13 protein-coding genes are annotated in these 17,053 nt (G+C 47.2%); 9 read left to right on the forward strand and 4 right to left on the reverse strand.

Translation table 11 applies throughout. The annotated features are described in order from the left end of the window. Nucleotides 1–26: 26 nt before the first annotated feature. Nucleotides 27–2,480 (reverse strand): FAD-dependent oxidoreductase, encoded by a 2,454-nt coding sequence (locus GX089_04515; protein NLP01736.1) that lies wholly within the window; start codon nucleotides 2,478–2,480, stop codon nucleotides 27–29. Between the two features lie 476 nt (nucleotides 2,481–2,956). Here GX089_04515 and GX089_04520 point away from each other — a divergent pair, with 476 nt between their 5' ends. From GX089_04520 to radA, 8 genes are all read left to right on the forward strand, one after another. Beyond that, the gene (locus GX089_04520; GenBank protein NLP01737.1) at nucleotides 2,957–3,832 is read left to right on the forward strand and encodes a YicC family protein; all 876 of its coding nucleotides are present in this window, start codon (nucleotides 2,957–2,959) and stop codon (nucleotides 3,830–3,832) included. A 31-nt stretch (nucleotides 3,833–3,863) separates the two neighbouring features. Next, nucleotides 3,864–4,082, forward strand: coding sequence for a DNA-directed RNA polymerase subunit omega (locus GX089_04525; protein NLP01738.1), 219 nt, complete (start codon nucleotides 3,864–3,866; stop codon nucleotides 4,080–4,082). A gap of 37 nt (nucleotides 4,083–4,119) precedes the next feature. Next, entirely contained in the window at nucleotides 4,120–5,307 is a 1,188-nt protein-coding gene (gene coaBC, locus GX089_04530; GenBank protein NLP01739.1) for a bifunctional phosphopantothenoylcysteine decarboxylase/phosphopantothenate--cysteine ligase CoaBC, read from the forward strand. A 143-nt stretch (nucleotides 5,308–5,450) separates the two neighbouring features. Further along, nucleotides 5,451–6,284 carry a uracil-DNA glycosylase gene (locus tag GX089_04535; protein NLP01740.1) on the forward strand — a complete coding sequence of 278 codons (834 nt, stop codon included), beginning with the start codon at nucleotides 5,451–5,453 and terminating at the stop codon, nucleotides 6,282–6,284. A gap of 16 nt (nucleotides 6,285–6,300) precedes the next feature. Next, nucleotides 6,301–7,641: a replicative DNA helicase gene (gene dnaB / locus GX089_04540; GenBank protein ID NLP01741.1), complete on the forward strand. Its 1,341-nt coding sequence runs from the start codon at nucleotides 6,301–6,303 to the stop codon at nucleotides 7,639–7,641. Next, the gene (locus GX089_04545) at nucleotides 7,638–8,438 is read left to right on the forward strand and encodes an ABC transporter permease (GenBank protein NLP01742.1); all 801 of its coding nucleotides are present in this window, start codon (nucleotides 7,638–7,640) and stop codon (nucleotides 8,436–8,438) included. The genes dnaB and GX089_04545 overlap by 4 nt, the downstream gene beginning before the upstream one ends. A 79-nt stretch (nucleotides 8,439–8,517) precedes the next feature. Continuing rightward, nucleotides 8,518–9,408, forward strand: coding sequence for an ABC transporter ATP-binding protein (locus tag GX089_04550; protein ID NLP01743.1), 891 nt, complete (start codon nucleotides 8,518–8,520; stop codon nucleotides 9,406–9,408). A 47-nt stretch (nucleotides 9,409–9,455) separates the two neighbouring features. Next, on the forward strand, nucleotides 9,456–10,823 hold the full coding sequence (gene radA / locus GX089_04555) for a DNA repair protein RadA (protein NLP01744.1): 1,368 nt from the start codon (nucleotides 9,456–9,458) through the stop codon (nucleotides 10,821–10,823). Between the two features lie 72 nt (nucleotides 10,824–10,895). Here radA and GX089_04560 read toward each other — a convergent pair whose 3' ends face one another. From GX089_04560 to GX089_04570, 3 genes are read right to left on the reverse strand one after another with little or no spacing between them, the layout of a single operon-like run. Next, a complete protein-coding gene (locus tag GX089_04560; GenBank protein ID NLP01745.1) occupies nucleotides 10,896–12,644 on the reverse strand; it encodes a diguanylate cyclase in 1,749 nt (582 codons plus the stop codon). Continuing rightward, entirely contained in the window at nucleotides 12,631–13,035 is a 405-nt protein-coding gene (locus GX089_04565; GenBank protein ID NLP01746.1) for a response regulator, read from the reverse strand. Before GX089_04565 ends, GX089_04560 begins: the two co-directional genes overlap by 14 nt. Next, nucleotides 13,032–15,590 (reverse strand): YjgP/YjgQ family permease, encoded by a 2,559-nt coding sequence (locus tag GX089_04570; GenBank protein NLP01747.1) that lies wholly within the window; start codon nucleotides 15,588–15,590, stop codon nucleotides 13,032–13,034. The genes GX089_04565 and GX089_04570 overlap by 4 nt, the downstream gene beginning before the upstream one ends. Nucleotides 15,591–15,894: 304 nt before the next feature. Here GX089_04570 and GX089_04575 point away from each other — a divergent pair, with 304 nt between their 5' ends. After that, nucleotides 15,895–16,959: a glycoside hydrolase family 5 protein gene (locus GX089_04575; protein ID NLP01748.1), complete on the forward strand. Its 1,065-nt coding sequence runs from the start codon at nucleotides 15,895–15,897 to the stop codon at nucleotides 16,957–16,959. Nucleotides 16,960–17,053 lie beyond the last annotated feature (94 nt).

Consider the following 17,053-nt stretch of genomic DNA (forward strand, 5'->3'; position numbering starts at 1 on the left):
AATGATGCCGACACCGAAAGAAGAAGTCAGATAAACAGGTTATAACCGGAACTGTCGGCAACGTTCAGGTATGATGCAACTCCTCCGAACTCTACTCCGTCAATAAGCTCCTCTTTCTTTATTCCCATTATGTCCATCGACATTGTGCACGCTACCAGACGTACTCCGTTGCGCATGGCTTCCTCCATGAGTGTCTGGAGAGAGTACACATTTTTCTTCCTCATGATATAGCGGATCATTGCACCGCCCATTCCCCCCATGTTCATCTTTGAGAGGGTCAGTTTTGAAGGGCCTTTGGGCATCATCATACCAAACATCTTTTCAAGCAGGGTTTTCCTGACTTTCACATTTTTCACTTTTCTGAGAAGGTTTAGCCCCCAGAAGGTGAAAAACATGGTCACACTGCTTCCCATCGAGGCTGCTCCATTGGCGATGATGAATGCCGCAACCATTTTATCAAAGTCATTTGAAAAGATGACCATGGTCTTGCTGGATCGGATATCCTGGGGAAGGAGACATTTGTTTGTCTGACTGCCTTTGCGCACGAGTGCACTGTATACGCCATTGTCAATCTTCATGTCCAGAAGTGTGTTCCCTGTACGTTTGCACCAGGAGGGTATATCTGCTGCAAACCCCGGATCAGTTGCTTTGATTTTCACTGTTTCGTTTTCGGCAATCCGATCGAGTCCCTCTTTGAGTTTCATCACAGGGCCAGGGCACTGGAGCCCGCAGGCGTCAATTGTGATCACTTCAGGCTCCTGAAGTGAACTTGACACTATTGTACCATCATCACGGACATCCTGCGATGCGCTCTGCTTTGTATCAGCGGCATTGTCTTCAGGGAAATACGCACAATAGGTTCTGTAACCGCCGGAAAGATTTTTAGCCGTAAACCCGTTCTGAATAAGCAGACGGGTGGCCAGATGGCCTCTCAGTCCCACCTGGCAGTAGGCCACTACAGGCTTGCTTTTGTCGAGTTCGGTGAGTTTTTCCCGGAGTTCATCGATAGGTATGTTAACTGAACCGGGGATATTTCCCTGTTCATATTCCACTTTGGTCCTGACATCGAGGAGAACGTAACCCTCATTCTTTAACTGTGGAATATCTTCTGCATAGCAGGCAGGAGTCAATCCATTGAGGATATTCTGTGCGACATAGCCGGCAATATTGACAGGGTCTTTGGCGCTTCCGTAAGGGGGAGCGTATGCCAGTTCCAGATCGGCCAGATCATTAACTGTGAGTCTGTGTCTTACTGCGGTAGCAAGTACATCAATTCTTTTGTCAACTCCTTTTGTGCCTGTTGCCTGTGCTCCCAGAACTCTGCCGTCTCCGGGTGAGAAGATCAGTTTGATCGACACCGGACTTGCTCCCGGGTAGTAGGAGGCATGGCTTGAAGAATGGGTGTAAGATTTCAGATAAGGGATATTTTTAGCACGAGCATTTTTTTCATTGAGTCCGGTAGTTGCTGCAGAAAGGTCAAAAATTTTGCAGATAGAGGTTCCCTGGGTGTGTGAGTACTTTACATCACGGCCGGAGATCAGATCAGCGATAAGGCGTCCCTGCCTGTTAGCGGGTCCGGCAAGTGGAATATGGGTTTTCTCTCCTGTAACAAAATCTGTAACCTCGACTGCATCGCCCAGTGCGTAAACATTTTCAGCGCTGGTCCGCATCTGCTCATCGACAATGATGGCGCCTTTAGAGTTGAGTTTGATTCCGGATTGAGCGAGGAATGCTGTGTCGGGTCGCACGCCAATTGATAGTACTACCAGGTCAGCATCGATACTTCTGCCGCTGTTGAGAAAAACCCGCACTTTTCCATCGCTTTCACTGCTGAATTTCCTGACGCCGTCACTGAGAAACAGCTTTACTTTGTGTAGCTTGAGCTGTTGAGAAACAGAAGCGGCCATTTCCGGGTCAGCCGGAGCAAACACCTGATCAGCGGCTTCAACCAGGGTTACTTCTGTTCCACGTTCTTTCAATGCCTCCGCCATCTCCAGTCCGATAAAACCGCCGCCCACTATTACCGCCTCACGGACCTGCCCCGCATCGACCAGCCGTTTAATTTTGTCCATGTCGGGTATGTTGCGCAGCGTAACAATTCTTTGATTGTCAATACCCTCTATCGGAGGGCGTATCGGAGCAGCGCCCGGGGAGAGGACAAGGTAGTCGTAAGATTCCTCATATGTGCTGTTTCCGCTTTTTACGGTGACTTTTCTGTTTACTGTATCAACTGATATAACTTCAGAGCCTGTTCTGACATCGACCCTGAAGCGGGTTGAGAAGCTTTCAGGAGTTTGAATGATAAGGTTCTGGCGATTCTTGATTATTTCTGCGATGTGGTATGGAAGGCCGCAATTTGCAAAAGAGATAAAATCTCCTCTTTCGAACATTATAATCTCTGCTGTTTCATCGAGGCGACGCATCCGCGCGGCAAAGCTTGCTCCTCCTGCAACACCACCTGTAATTAGAATTTTCTTCATGCAGACTCCTGGCTTTCCGGGATAAAGAGTACAAAATAATTGTTTTTTTTTACAGGGTTCAGGGTATGAAGCCTGAACAGGTAAATGGTAACAGAATTATAGAAAAATACGGCTTTGTAAGGGGGAATATTTACTCATGCAGGACTGGGTTCCTGTTTTCGGTGGATTGACGTGGAGGAAAGGACATTGTTTGCAAAGAACACCCGCTACCCCAAGGCGTCATGCCTGTGAAAACAGGCATCCAGGAGCAATATGAATTGAATGCTGGGTTCCCGCTTTCTCGGGAACGATGTTGAGGTGATGGTGTTGCTTATAAAGAACGACTGTTACCATGGTTTCGTCATGTCTGTGAAAACAGGCATTCAGTAACACTTGCAATCAATGCCTGTTACCCTGAAATTGCTTACCCCGCCGGCAAATACTATATTTTACAGGTTTTTTACTTCACGCGTCCCACTAAGGATAATCAGGAAAATATGCCAATTCGTAGCATGACAGGGTTCGGGTTAGCCGAAGGTACAACCCCGTCGGGCACTTACAAGATCGAGATCAGGGCAGTTAACAATCGTTTTATGGAGCTTCAGGTCAGGCTGCCCCGGTTTGCTTCCAATGTCGAGCAGTTGGTCAAAAAGGAGATCTCATCGGTTATCTCCAGAGGTTCTGTCTCAGCAGTGATAACCTGTGATCGGGAGGAAGAGGGGACAAAGCTTACCTGGAACAAAGCATCAGTAAACAGCTACATGGACATATTTAATGAGATCAGGGACAGGTATAAGCTGGAAGGGGGGGTGACTATTTCTGATCTGCTCCATTTCAGTGATTTCATTAAGACCGAGACGACAACTTTCGATGAAAAGACGCTGTGGAAGCATATCAAGCCGATTCTTTCCAAAGCTATAGTGGCTTTTCAGAAGACGCGTGAGGCTGAAGGTGTATATATAAGCAAAGATTTGAAGAAAATATTGAAAGAAATCAGCCGAACTCTTGCGCAGGTTGAAAAAAGAGCTCCTGTGAGGATCAGCGAGTATTCCAAGTCTCTCACTGAGAGGATAAAGAAGCTTATTGACAGTGCACCCGATCCGATGAGGATTGCAACCGAGGTGGCGATTTTTGCAGACAGGCTTGATATTTCTGAGGAGTGTACCCGTCTGAGGGCGCACATACTGAAGTTCAGTGAGGATCTGGATATGGATGAGCCTGTCGGGAAGAGGATGAGTTTTCTTCTTCAGGAGATGAACCGGGAGGCCAACACTATTGGATCAAAGGCCAATGACACAGAGATATCTCATCAATCTGTCAAGCTCAAAGAGAACATCGAAAAGATTCGCGAACAGATACAGAACATAGAATAGCGGTACATGGTACTGCAAACAGGAGGTAAAGATGGCCGATTTACTTGAACTGGAACTTGACAAACTCGAAAAGCGTGGCATTAACCGCTACAAAGCGGTTCTGATGGCATCTCAGGAAGCCCGTTTTATCAATGATCAGATCCGGCTTGATATTGTCAACACCAGTGAAAAACCCACAACTCTCGCTCTGAAGCGGCTTTTTGAAGGCCGGGTCGTTGAAAACGAAGAGAGCGGGGAAGCTGTAAGCTGACTCAGGTCAGCTTCGGACTCCTTATAAGTGATTTTTTATGCAGGGCGCCTTCCGGATACTGACAGGAATAACGGGTGGGATTGCCGCGTATAAGGTTCCGCACCTGATCCGTCTTCTCAGGAAGCGTGGTGCGGATGTCAAGGTGGTGATCACCCCCTGTGCCCGGGGATTTGTGGGTGAAGAGGTCCTGAGGACACTTACTGGTCATCCGCTTTACAGTGACAGCGCATCTGTCTACGACATGGATCATATCCGTCTCTCCGAGTGGGCGGACCTCTTTCTTATCTGTCCTGCTACCGCCAACACTGTCGCCAAGATAGCCGCCGGAATAGGTGACAATCTTCTCACGACTCTCGCACTTTCAATCCCTGAGTCAAAGATCATGCTTGCTCCGGCTATGAACACTGTCATGTGGAATAATCAGGCGACCGGAAACAATATTGAAACGCTTAAAAGCCGGGGCATCTCCGTGCTTCCGGTGTCTTCGGGAGAACTTGCCTGCGGTGATTCCGGTGAGGGCAGGATGATTGAACCTGAGGAGATAGCAGAGTACGCATTCTCTTTTCTTTCGGGTACTGCTCTTCTCAAAGGTAAAAAAGTCCTGATTTCATCAGGGCCCACAGAGGAGCCTATTGATCCGGTGCGGGTTATTACCAACCGCTCATCCGGAAAGATGGGTGCAGCGCTGGCTCGCCAGGCACTTCTTATGGGTGCTGAGGTGACTGTTGTGAGCGGACCTGCCTGCCACAGCCTTCCATCCGGCGCCAGAGTTATCAATGTGACAACTGCGGAACAGATGCAGGCGGAGCTTACCAGATATTTCAAGGATACAGATATCTGCATAATGGCCGCAGCAGTTTCCGATTTTCGTCCTGTGAACTTTTCAGGTGATAAAATACAGCGCAGCGGGGATGGGAAATTGCTCCTGGAGCTGGAAGCCAATCCTGATATACTTGCAGGTCTGGGAAAAGAGAAAGGAAACCGGTTTTTAGCAGGCTTTTCCCTGGAGAGTTCAGCCGGTCCGGAAAGGGCGATCAGGAAGATGGAAAAGAAGGGGTGCGATATGATAATTTATAATCGTGTCGAGTCTTCTCTGGGCCTCTCCACAAGCAGTGTAACAATTCTGTGCCGTGATGGTTACAGGGAGGAATTGCCGGTACTTAGCAAAGATGAGATTGCGAGGGCGATTTTTCAGAGGACGGCAGAGAGACTGTTGAAACGATAAAGCAGTGTGTTTTTTTTAACTGGAGAAAAGGCTTTTGTTGCTTCTATCTGTATCTGAATCTGATTTAATCGATTCGTTTCCGGGGAACAATGCTTGATAGGAAAAAAATTTTTGCCTGGCTGCACCAGCAGCGTCAGCTCTCGATGCCTGATTTTGTCCTCAGCAGAGGTTTCAGTGTTAAAGAGTTGCAAGATGTCTCAAGGGTAGAAAAAGCGGATTTCACGACTGCTATCAAACCAGCCATCTCCCAACCGAAAAAGACTTCTATATCAGCATCATCACAATCAGCATCATCACTGCTGAAAGGTTTGCCTACTGTTGATCAGCTTGGCCTGAAACCCGCTAAAGAGAAGCCCCGGGCGCAGTCTTTTGTTCCAGATCCGGCTCTTTTGGCACTTCCTAAGAGAGAAGCACTGGCAGAACTGTTCCGGAAGGGCTGTGCAAACTGCCATCTCCACCAGAAACGGAAAAAATTTGTTTTCGGGTCTGGTAATGCGGAGGCCTCGATCATGGTGATTGGTGAGGCTCCGGGATCAGAAGAGGATCACCAGGGATTGCCGTTTGTGGGTGAGGCCGGGCAGCTCCTGACCAAAATGCTTGCCGCTATAGGACTGGACAGAAACAAAGATGTGTTTATCACCAATGTTTTAAAGTGTCGCCCTCCTGAGAACAGGAACCCTGAGACTTCAGAGATACTGTCGTGTATACCACTGCTATTAACCCAGATAGCGGTAATTAAACCCAGAGCCATTCTGATTCTGGGGAGGATTGCAGCACATGTGCTTCTTGGCTGCACAGACAGTATTGCAAAACTACGCTCAAAGGTGCATGATTATAATGGAATTCCCCTGATGGTGGTGTATCATCCCGCGGCTCTTTTGCGTAATGCGGAATACAAGAAACCTGCCTGGGAAGATCTTCAGAAATTCAAGGTATTAATGGAAAGTTTAGGTATAAATGGTACTGCAAAACAGTAATACTAAATCCATGCCGATTTCAGACCGGATTCCGCCTCAGGCTCTGGATGTTGAAAGGACTGTATTGGGGTCGATGCTGATCGATTCCCATGCAGCAATTGCGGCATTGGAACTTCTGGATGAGAATGCGTTTTACTCAGGTGCAAACAGTAAAATTTTCCTCTGCATGAGGGAGATGTTCGAGAAGAGCATTCCAATTGACATTGTGACACTGGCGGATACCTTGAGAAAGAAGGGCTGGCTTTCCGCGGTAGGAGAGGAGACTTATCTCGGGGAACTTGCAGAGAGCATAGCAACTTCGGCGAATATCGAGTACTATGCGTCGATACTGCTTGAGAAAGCGACCCTGCGTCAGTTGATAACCATAGCTGGAGAAGTGACAACTGACTGTTTCAACGCGGAAATAGATGCGCAGAAAGTCCTTGACATTGCGGAGTCGAAGATTTTCGCGATCTCAGAGTCGCGAATCAAGAATAAATTCGAATCTGTCGGACAGCTTCTTCCCAGGACTTTCGAGGAGATAGAGGGTTACTCCAAGGGGAGTTTCAAAGGGATAATGACCGGGTTCAAGGAACTTGACGAGATGACAACCGGGCTTCAGAAGGGTGACCTGGTGATCCTCGCTGCCCGCCCCTCGATGGGAAAGACTGCGCTTGCTTTATCGATAGTGCTCAATGCCGCTATCCATGGTAAGCGCCCGTCAGCGATATTTTCCCTTGAAATGTCCAAAGCATCTCTTGTTCAGCGTATGCTGTGCTCAGAGGCACGTGTAAACATGCATCAGTTACGCAGCGGTACACTTCCCAAAAGAGATCTTCCCAAGTTGAGTCTGGCTGCCGGCCCGCTTGCAGAAGCACCTATATACATTGACGATACTCCTGCAATAACGGTGCTGGAACTCAAAGCCAAGGCAAGGCGTCTGAAGGCGCAGAACAATCTTGAACTGATAGTGATTGACTACCTTCAGCTCATGGGATCAACCGGCAAGGTCGAGAGCCGTCAACAGGAGATTTCTCAGATATCAAGAGCTTTGAAGGGGGTTGCCAAAGAGCTTGACGTTCCGGTTATAGCGCTTTCTCAACTCTCGCGTGCTGTAGAGCAACGCACCGGCAATCATCGTCCCCAGCTTTCAGACCTTCGTGAGTCCGGGGCTATCGAGCAGGATGCTGACCTGGTGCTTTTTGTGTATCGTGACGAGGTGTATAATAAGGATGATGAGAATGCGAAGGGGAAGGCTGAGATAATAGTAGGAAAACAGAGAAACGGACCCATTGGAACGGCGCACGTCGCTTTTATCAAGGATTACGCGAAGTTTGACAACCTTTCCGAACGTGTCGAGGAGACAGGGGAATTTTGAATTTTCTGACAGAAGGTGTTTGTAAAATTGGAGAGAGGGGACGCAACCTTGCTTCATTTGGGGGAGGCTTTCTCAGGAGCGTTTACAGGTACGGTGTACTTGCGAAGCAGACAATTTTCCGTATCCATCTTCTGTTTAAAAATCCTGATATCACGATCTCCCACATGTTCAATCTTGGAATAGAATCAGTTCCTCTTGTTTCGATAATAGCCCTTTTTCTAGGGTCGGTGACTGTGACTCAGGCAGTCTACCAGATGTCAGGTTTTATACCCATGAGATATCTAGGAGTACTGGTCTGTAAAAGCATCGTTACAGAACTGGGTCCGGTGATAACGGCCATGGTGTTTGCAGGGCGGGTCGCCACCGGTATTGCTGCTGAGGTGGGGTCGATGAAGACAAGTGAACAGCTTGACGCAATGCAGGTTCTGGTTCTTGATCCCATAAGATATCTTATTGTTCCCAAAACTGCTGCTTGTGTGATTATGCTTCCAGTGCTTACAATCTGGGCCGAATTTCTGGCTTTCATAGGTGCAATCATCACTGTAGTACTGACAGTGGATGTCACTTTATTCACCTATTTGAGCGGGCTGAAGTTATTTTTTAATGCACATGATGTGTTCATCGGGATAAGCAAAACGATGGTGTTTGGAGCCATTGTGGCAATAACCGGTGCCCATTTTGGTTTTGAGGCAAAGGGTGGGGCAGAGGGAGTTGGAAATGCCACTACCAAGGCGGTGGTGACATCTGCGGTTCTGATTCTGGTATTTGACTTTATTATCGCCTTGCTGGTAATGTGATTACAGGCCTGTAGATAAAGACAGAAATACTGGAATCATGCGGTTTTAAAGCGGTTAAACAGCAGTCGTGGAATGATAGATGTTAAAAATAGAGCACCTTAAGAAGCATTTCGGAAATCAGGTAGTCCTTGATGATATCAATCTGGAGATCAAAAAAGGGCAGATTACCTGTATCATCGGCCAGTCAGGAAGCGGAAAGACAGTACTGTTCAGACATATAATAGGTCTGATATTTCCCGACGGGGGCAGGATATTGCTGGATAAGGAGGTGATTTCTTATCCCAATATGAAGTCCTCGGAGTTTAAAAAGTCAAGAAAACGCTTCGGGATACTGTTTCAGGGTGCAGCCCTCTTTGACTCAATGAGTGTGGGTGAGAATCTTGCTTTTCCCCTGAGGGAGCACACAAGTTTCACAACTGAGGAGATTGACAAAATAGTAGGTGAATCTCTGGAGATGGTTGGACTGAGAGAGGAGTTTAAGACCAAGATGCCCTCCGAACTCTCAGGTGGAATGCGCAGCAGGGTAGGATTGGCCAGAGCCATTGTAATGAAACCGGAGATTATGCTTTACGATGAGCCTACATCGGCGCTCGACCCAATCATGACCGACAAGATAAATGACCTTATCCTGAGTCTGAAAGAGAAGCTGGGGATGACATCGATAGTGGTGACACATGATATCGGGTCCGCTTACAAGATAGCCGACAAGATCGCGATGATTCACGAGGGGAAAATCATTTTCGATGGTACTCCAGCAGAGATCCGCAAATCCAGAAATCCTTATATACAGCAGTTCATCCGTGGCCAGCGCAAGCTTCACTACGCAGTTGAGGAAGAGGGTTCCTATGCCGGAACATTCAACCTCAACAGACTTCGTCAGGAGAACCCCGCTGAATATAAATTCAGGATGCCTCAGAGATCTGATAGAGAGGAATCAGAGATGGAGGCGTGGAGAAACGATGAGGGGTAATTGTTCCATCGGGTAATGATGTCTCAAGCCGGGCTTTCCGAATCTGTATGAACAGGAAAAGCAAAACAGCATACGTCTGCAACAGTTGCGGACAGGATTACTCCAAATGGCGCGGTAAATGCGATAATTGTGGTGCATGGGATACCATTGCCGAGATTCGGATCTCCTCAGGCGGCAGTTCAAAGCCGGTAAAGAGCGGTGTTACTTCACAGCCGCAGCTTCTCTCCGAGTGTAAATCGACCGATACTGCACGTGTTAAAAGCGGGTTCAAGGAAATTGACCGGGTGCTTGGCGGAGGTCTGGTAAAAGGCGCCTTTATCCTTACTGGCGGCGATCCTGGCATAGGCAAATCGACCCTTCTTCTTCAGTTCGCATCCAGGCTGGCTGATTCCGGTATGAAGGTGATGTACATTACCGGTGAGGAATCCTCAGAACAGGTCACGATGCGGGCGAAGAGGCTTGGATGTGCAAATTCGCCGGTACAGGTGGTGACAGAGACTGCAGTGGAATCGATTCTGGGAATACTTATGGAGCACAAACCGGAGATGGTTGTGGTCGATTCGATTCAGACAGTTTTTACAGAGGAGATGGAGAGCGCTCCGGGGAGTGTTGCGCAGGTAAGGGAGAGCGCAGCAAAACTTCTGCGTTATGCAAAAGAGAACGGAACAGTTTTTTTTCTTATCGGACATGTGACCAAGGACGGCTCCATAGCCGGACCAAGAGTTCTTGAGCACATGGTGGATACTGTGCTTTACTTTGAGGGGGATTCTGTCTATCAATATCGTATGTTAAGAGCGGTGAAAAACCGCTTTGGACCTTCCGGTGAGATTGCGCTTCTTTCCATGTCCGACTCCGGGCTTTCCGAGGTATCGAATGCTTCCGAGTTTTTCCTTACAAACAGGCACAATCCCCAGGTGGGCACATCGGTTGTTCCTGTTCTTGAGGGGAGCCGTGTTCTGGTTGTGGAACTTCAGGCACTTGTAAACAGATCTCATTTCGGCCTGCCCCAGCGTGTGGCTTCAGGTATAAACCCCAAAAAGCTTTCACTCCTGCTTGCAGTGCTCGAACGCCACGGTGGCATAGTTCTGGGTGACCATGATATTTTCTTCAATGTTGCCGGAGGCCTCACCGTTTCTGAACCGGCCATTGACCTGGGAATTTGCGCTGCTGTCCTCTCCTCATTCCGTAACAAGCCCATACGGCAGGATATTGCATTTACAGGTGAACTGGGACTTGGCGGGGAGGTACGGCTGGTCAGTAACATGGGACCGCGTATCAAAGAGGCGGCACATCTGGGATTCAAAGAGTGTATTGTGCCTCCACCGGGGAGGAATTCCGACTGGTTTACTGATTCCTTTGGTGTAAAGCTGATACCATGCAGGAAGATCGGGGATATCCAGGATCTGGTTTTCTGAATTTCCGGAATTGAAATCAACCTATTGTGGTTCCGAAAAAACAGAGTTTTCTTGAACGCTAAACTTAGCGGATTAAAACACCTCTACTCTGTTTCTCCCGTTTTCCTTAGCTCTGTAAAGAGCTTTGTCTGCTTTCTTTATGAGTTCATCGATATGGCGTGCGTGCTGGCGGTAGGCTGCGATACCAAGGCTCATGGATACATGTACATCCTCTCCTGACGGGGCTTTGAAGGTGATCTGGTGAATCTGGGATCTGATTCGCTCTGCAGTCTCTATCGCTCCCTCGAGATCTGTTTTTACAAGTACAAGAGCGAACTCCTCACCACCGTATCTGGAGGCAGTGTCCACACCCTGGCGGATACTTTCATTGAGGTGGGTTGCGACTCCCTTGAGCACAGTATCTCCGAACTGGTGTCCCCAGGTGTCATTTACTTTCTTGAAGTAGTCTATATCGCAGATGACAAGAGTGAGAGGGTCGTTGTAACGTATCGCCCGTGTGATTTCGTCTTTCAGAATCTGCTGGAACTGCCGGTGGTTGTAAAGTCCGGTGAGGCCGTCATGGGTGGCCAGTTCCCTGGCCTTTTCAAATATCATGATTTTCTCTATTGCCAGACCTGCCGATGTTGCTATACGGGAGAGAAGCTCTTTGCATGAATCTCCGAAAGCGTTGCGCTTCAGTGATTCAACCAGGATCAGTCCCTTGCATTCATCAACACCCACCGGAACCGCCAGAAAGGAGTTAAACTCCTCATCTCTGGGCTCATCATCGAAGTACTTGATCTCCTTGTATTCCCTTGAGTAATTGCGGCTCAGGCACAAATCCTTGGCGTATGTCAGAGCAGCCAGGTTTTTATCCTTGAGAGAGAATTGCCGGTTTCTGAAGAACTCCGCGTTATTTCCCCATGCGCGCAAGATAGAAGCATTATTACCATCCTCGGATCTGATGCTTATTGTGAGCCGGTCACAGGCAATGGCAAAGGGGATAATCTCTGTCATTTTGTCAAGTATGTGGTCCAGAGAGAGGTTCCTGAAGAACTCTTTTTCTATACTGCTCATCGCTGCCAGACGTATATGCTCCAGTTTGTGTTCTGTGCATAGATAGGTGCTGAAGACTGCCTGGCCCAGAAGCGAGGCTACAAGTGCGAGGTACGCATGGTCCTCATCGCTGAAATTTTTCTTATTTGTACTATCTACAATAATCGTTCCCCGTTCCGTACCGCCGGCAATAATGGGACTGGCCATCAGTGAGCGTATCCCCGCATCCTTGTCGTAATAATAGAGGGTCATGCTGTCGCTCATGATCTCCTTCAGATTAAGCTGCTTCAGCCCGTCTTTGAGAAATCCACCTATAACGCCCACACCGGGATAGATTACGGCCTCCCTGTTAATGAACTCGCAGTTTGATGAGTACCTTCTGAGTTTGAATCCCCCATCGATTGTGGGAAAAAACACAGCCACAGTGTGTGCGTCAATTCTGGCCCTGATCAGTTTGATGCAGTTGTCAAGAATTTCATCGACTTTGGTTTCTACATTCTGCCACTGGGTTCTGCGATGCTCGGAACCAAGAGCTGCGATCTGCACGACACCTGTTTCCTCATCAACCTGTTTTTGAGAGATTTTTGGGAATGCTGATTCTTGAGGAGATTCTTCAGGAGGAGCGGTGTTGAGAGTCGGTTTACGCCTTCCGGAGAAAAGAAGAATAACCAGAGAAGCCCCCAGGCAGAGCGGAACACCGATTCTGGCAGCGTCTCCACCGCTGAAATAGAATGCAAAGCATAACAGGACTGTGGCTGCGGGCAGCAGGAAACTAAATTGACGCATGTTTGACATTTTTATCTAATGGTAAATTAATCGCTTTGCGGACCGTTTCCAGAACTGTTTCTTTAACGAGGGGTTTTGAAACCACACCTGTAAAGCCCATATTGAGCAGGCTCTTTCTTGTGATCTTTTTTACAAATGAAGTAATGGCTATCACAGGTATATGATTTGTTTTCTCTTGTTTCTTAAGGTTGTTAAAGAAACGGATACCATCCATGACTGGCATCATGATATCGGTAATAATCAGATCCGGGATTTCCTCTTCAGCTCTTTTAAGTCCCTCAAAGCCGTTCATGGCAGTAAGTACCTCGAAGTCTTTAAACAGGAACAACTCCAGAAGATCAAGGGTATCATGGTTATCATCGACAAGAAGCACCTTCAGAGTATTGTTCATCTGGCAGCCTTTCTATATAGTACCAGCCCGATAACAAAGAAAATAATATTGCCTATCCACGCTCCAAGCAGAGTAGGCATGTGGCCGTTCTGGGCAAACACTATTGCAAACCTGGAGATCAGCCAGTAGGAGAACACGAGAGCCAGACCGATGCCAAACAGAACCGCTCCACCCTTCCTTCCTGTGCGGGCAGTAATGGCGACTCCAAGCAGTATCACGATAAAATTCATGAAAGGAAGTGCGATTTTAAATTCCAGTTCACCCATGTATTTATTGACTTTTTCTCCACGTTTTTTGGCAGCCTCGATGAAACTTTTAAGCTCCCAGTAGCTCATCTCCTCTTTGGCTTTAATCCGCTCGACCATTTCAACCGGTGTGGATGTAAGTACGGTGTCTCTCAGAGTATCAAAGAGTTCTATTCGTGGGACAGGACCACTGAAGTCCCGGAGTTTACCATTGACGAAACGCCATCCTGTGCTGTCGTATATCATCCGCTCAGCCTGTATTCTCTGCACCACGCTATTGTTATCAAATGATTCTCTCCACACATTGCGGGCAATCTGCGGAACAGTGCTGAATTCCTGGAACACAAAAATTGTGTTTGGGTTTCCGAAGTAGTAGAAGTTGCGACGGAACTCCCGTATCCCGCCTGATATTTTTCCCGATGCATCCGGATTTTTCATATTGTCGGCCAGTTCCCTTCGGAGCATGTTGGCCTTAGGGAGAATTTTTTCTCCTCCGTAAAAGGTGGCGACAGAAAGCACGATGCCCAGAAAAAGAAGAGGAAATGTAAGCTGACGTATATTAATTCCGGATGATTTCATGGCGGTTATTTCACTGAGTTTCGCCAGCTTGCCAATGGAGAACATCGATGCCAGAAGGAGAACCACCGGAATAGTGATCTGAATTATCCAGGGAAGGTAATACCAGTAGAAAAGGGCAATGTTTACTATAGAGACACCCTCGAATCTTTTAAGATTGCCTATATAGTCCAGGATGATGAAAATAACGGTAATCGCAGCCATAACCCCGACTACATAATTGAGAAACAGACCTATCAGGTAAGTGGGAAGAATACCAATGAACTTCCGGGTAATCCATCTTGGAGCCCAGAAAATCAAGCCGGGAATTCTGAAAATGAAATTGTTCGACAAACTGCGCATGAATTTCTGCTCTTTACCAGCTATCTTGCGCCACCATGCAACAAGCCAGTCAAAACGGATAGTGGTTTCTTTGAGCATGAGAATAATCAGCACCACTCCGCAGATGCCAATTATCACATTCCCAGCCCACATTGCTACTGCCGGAGGGATAATCAGCTTGTCCGCCATAGTTTCTCCTCCGATAAGAAAAGCCCAGTAAGCGATAAAGAAAAACACGCTGTAGCTGGCTCCGACAGTAAGCCCGCCTCTCTTTGCCATTATTCCCAGAGGAGCACCTATAAGTACAAAAACCAGACATGCAACCGGAATGGCGAATTTTTTATGGACCTCTACCATGTACTGGCTGATCATCAGGTCATTTGACCGAATGCGCCTCAGAAGACGATTGAGGAGGTCGATATCCCGGCGTAACTCTACAGGTGAAAATCTGCGGGTAGAATCGATTCTTGCAGCCCAGGCGGCGAAAGAGGGATCATGCACTTGCAGGGTATCTGAGCAGTTTGCGCTCAGAGAATCGAATCGGGAGATTTTTAATGAGAGTGAATCGAGCATTTGTCTGTATTCGGAGTAAAAACTGGAGTTGTTTTTTTTCAACTCCTTTACATCGGAAAGCATCATCGAGGAGCTTTTTTCCCTGTCACTGCGGTAATCAGAGGAAGTACGCTGGAATTTGGAATCAACATTCTGGATACAGATAGTCTGTTTGTTGAATTTCCCCACGTAATATTCTTCGTTGTTCTTTCTGGAGATGCTGTGAGTTTCACCATTATACAGGGTCAGCTCAAGGTATTTCTCATCAGGAGTCATCCTTATTGTGCCGCTGTCGGCTACGGTAGTGGATGGGTCCTGGCCTGGGGCATCGCTGAAGATTTTTATTCCCCTCAACAGCCCTGTTTTCGAATCGACATCTTCGGTATAGATAGTATACCCGGTGAAATCCCGTATAAGGATTTTAGGTTCGATAAATGCGGCGGGTTTTTTCCTGGAGATGTCAGAGAGAAGATTTGCGGTACGGTGATTAGCATCCGGGAGTATAAGGTCATTGAAAAACACCAGCATCACTGCCATGACCGCTGCAGCAGCAAACACAGGAATCATCAGAGGGGAGAGGCTTTGTCCGGATGCCTTTATAGAAGTGATTTCGTTATCACCTGACATTCTTCCAAAACTCCATAGTGTTGCAGTGAGGATAGCCATGGGGATAGCCAGAGCTATAATCCAACCTAACTGAATTATGAAGATTTCCAGCACTACGGCGGGGTCGAGTCCTTTAGAGATGATTCTGTCGAGCAGGACAACCATCTGCTGCATCACGAAAAGAAAGACGATGATGCTAAGGGAGACCAGGAAAGGGAAGATATGTTCTTTAATGATGTATCGGTAGAGGATCATGATAAAAAGGGAAAAGGTAAAAAAAAGAGTTTAGGAATATAGAGAAAATACTATTGTTATGGGGTGTTATGGGTTAATTCTGAGTATTCCGGAGGTGACATAGTGATAAAATCTCTTATCTCAGAGGTAATTTAGTGATTTAATGGTTTAAGTTGCTGGTGATCTCAGAGGTGATTTTGTGATTTAACGATTTAAGTTTATCCCTCATTTAAGAGATGCCCCCCCCCAACTCCCAACACCCCCTCCACTCATCTCTGAAATCTTGTATTTTCTCCTTTCATTACTTCACTTCAAAGGAGAAAAAATGGACCGACTCAGAGGGGTGAATTTCGGAGGATGGCTAAGCCAGATTGATGCTATAGAAGAGAAGGACCCGGCAGCTTTCCCGAGTACAGATCTCCACATGGAAACTTTTCTGGGCAATGATGATTTCGCGCAGGTAAAAGGATGGGGGTTTAACCATGTGAGGCTTCCAATAGACTTCTATCTCTTTTTTGATCAGGATGAAAATCCAATCCAAAGCCGGATTGCTAACATTGATAACGCAGTTAAATGGGCGGAAGATAATTCTCTCTATCTCATTCTTGATCTTCATGAATGTCCCGGGCATGATTTCGCCGAATCCACCGATCAGCCAGTGCAGAAACTCTTCGAAGACCCAACATATCTGATAAAGACAGAAAAGATCTGGGCGTTTCTGGCTGAACGTTATAATGATAAGGAAAATGTGATTTTCGAGGTCCTCAATGAACCTGTTGCCCCTGATGCAGAGATATGGAATCAAATCAAGGATAAACTATGTAAAAATATTCGCAGATACGCCCCGCGAAACAAGATTATCACAGGCTCGAATATGTGGAACTGGCCTTCAACTTTTAAGGATTTAACACCTGTCGATACCGATTCGGTTATCTACTGTTTTCACTTTTACGAGCCGCTCCTTTTTACTCATCAGAATGCCCCATGGGTAAATGAGCCGGAGATAAAGCAGGAACGGGATTATCCCGGTGATTACGGGAATGGGTTCATACGTAAATACGGCCTTGTCATGTCGGATGGGTACTGGGACAGGGACCGGTTTAGAAAAGAACTCGAGAATGTAACTGCTTTTCGTGAAAAGTACAAGGTAGAGATTGTTTGTGATGAGTTCGGGGTGTATGCGCCGGTACCGCTGCAGGCTCAGCTCAGGTGGCTTGAAGACTTGCTGATTGTGCTCAAAGATTTGGAAATCGGTTTCTCATACTGGAACTATAAAAACCTGGATTTCGGCATCATCTCCAGAGGAGAGAGTCTGCATCAGAATCTTCCGCAATACAGCAATCCTGAGAGGATAAATTACGAGGTGCTTTCGATTTTGAGGGGAAACTGACAGGATCCCCAAAACAGATGTGCAAAATCTACCAGGTAAAGAATTACAGGTACGAAAAACAAAGCTTAGAAAAAAACAGAGGACAGCTGCTCAG

This window comes from Fibrobacter sp., from assembly GCA_012523595.1.
Taxonomy (GTDB): Bacteria; Fibrobacterota; Chitinivibrionia; order Chitinivibrionales; family Chitinispirillaceae; genus JAAYIG01.

Coding starts and splice junctions, on each gene's coding strand:
- GX089_04560 (NLP01745.1), bottom strand. CDS start 12,644: ATGCGTCAATTTAGTTTCCTGCTGCCCGCAGCCACAGTCCTGTTATGC.
- GX089_04575 (NLP01748.1), top strand. CDS start 15,895: ATGGACCGACTCAGAGGGGTGAATTTCGGAGGATGGCTAAGCCAGATT.
- GX089_04515 (NLP01736.1), bottom strand. CDS start 2,480: ATGAAGAAAATTCTAATTACAGGTGGTGTTGCAGGAGGAGCAAGCTTT.
- GX089_04525 (NLP01738.1), top strand. CDS start 3,864: ATGGCCGATTTACTTGAACTGGAACTTGACAAACTCGAAAAGCGTGGC.
- GX089_04550 (NLP01743.1), top strand. CDS start 8,518: ATGTTAAAAATAGAGCACCTTAAGAAGCATTTCGGAAATCAGGTAGTC.
- GX089_04535 (NLP01740.1), top strand. CDS start 5,451: ATGCCTGATTTTGTCCTCAGCAGAGGTTTCAGTGTTAAAGAGTTGCAA.
- coaBC (NLP01739.1), top strand. CDS start 4,120: ATGCAGGGCGCCTTCCGGATACTGACAGGAATAACGGGTGGGATTGCC.
- radA (NLP01744.1), top strand. CDS start 9,456: ATGAACAGGAAAAGCAAAACAGCATACGTCTGCAACAGTTGCGGACAG.
- GX089_04565 (NLP01746.1), bottom strand. CDS start 13,035: ATGAACAATACTCTGAAGGTGCTTCTTGTCGATGATAACCATGATACC.
- GX089_04520 (NLP01737.1), top strand. CDS start 2,957: ATGCCAATTCGTAGCATGACAGGGTTCGGGTTAGCCGAAGGTACAACC.
- GX089_04570 (NLP01747.1), bottom strand. CDS start 15,590: ATGATCCTCTACCGATACATCATTAAAGAACATATCTTCCCTTTCCTG.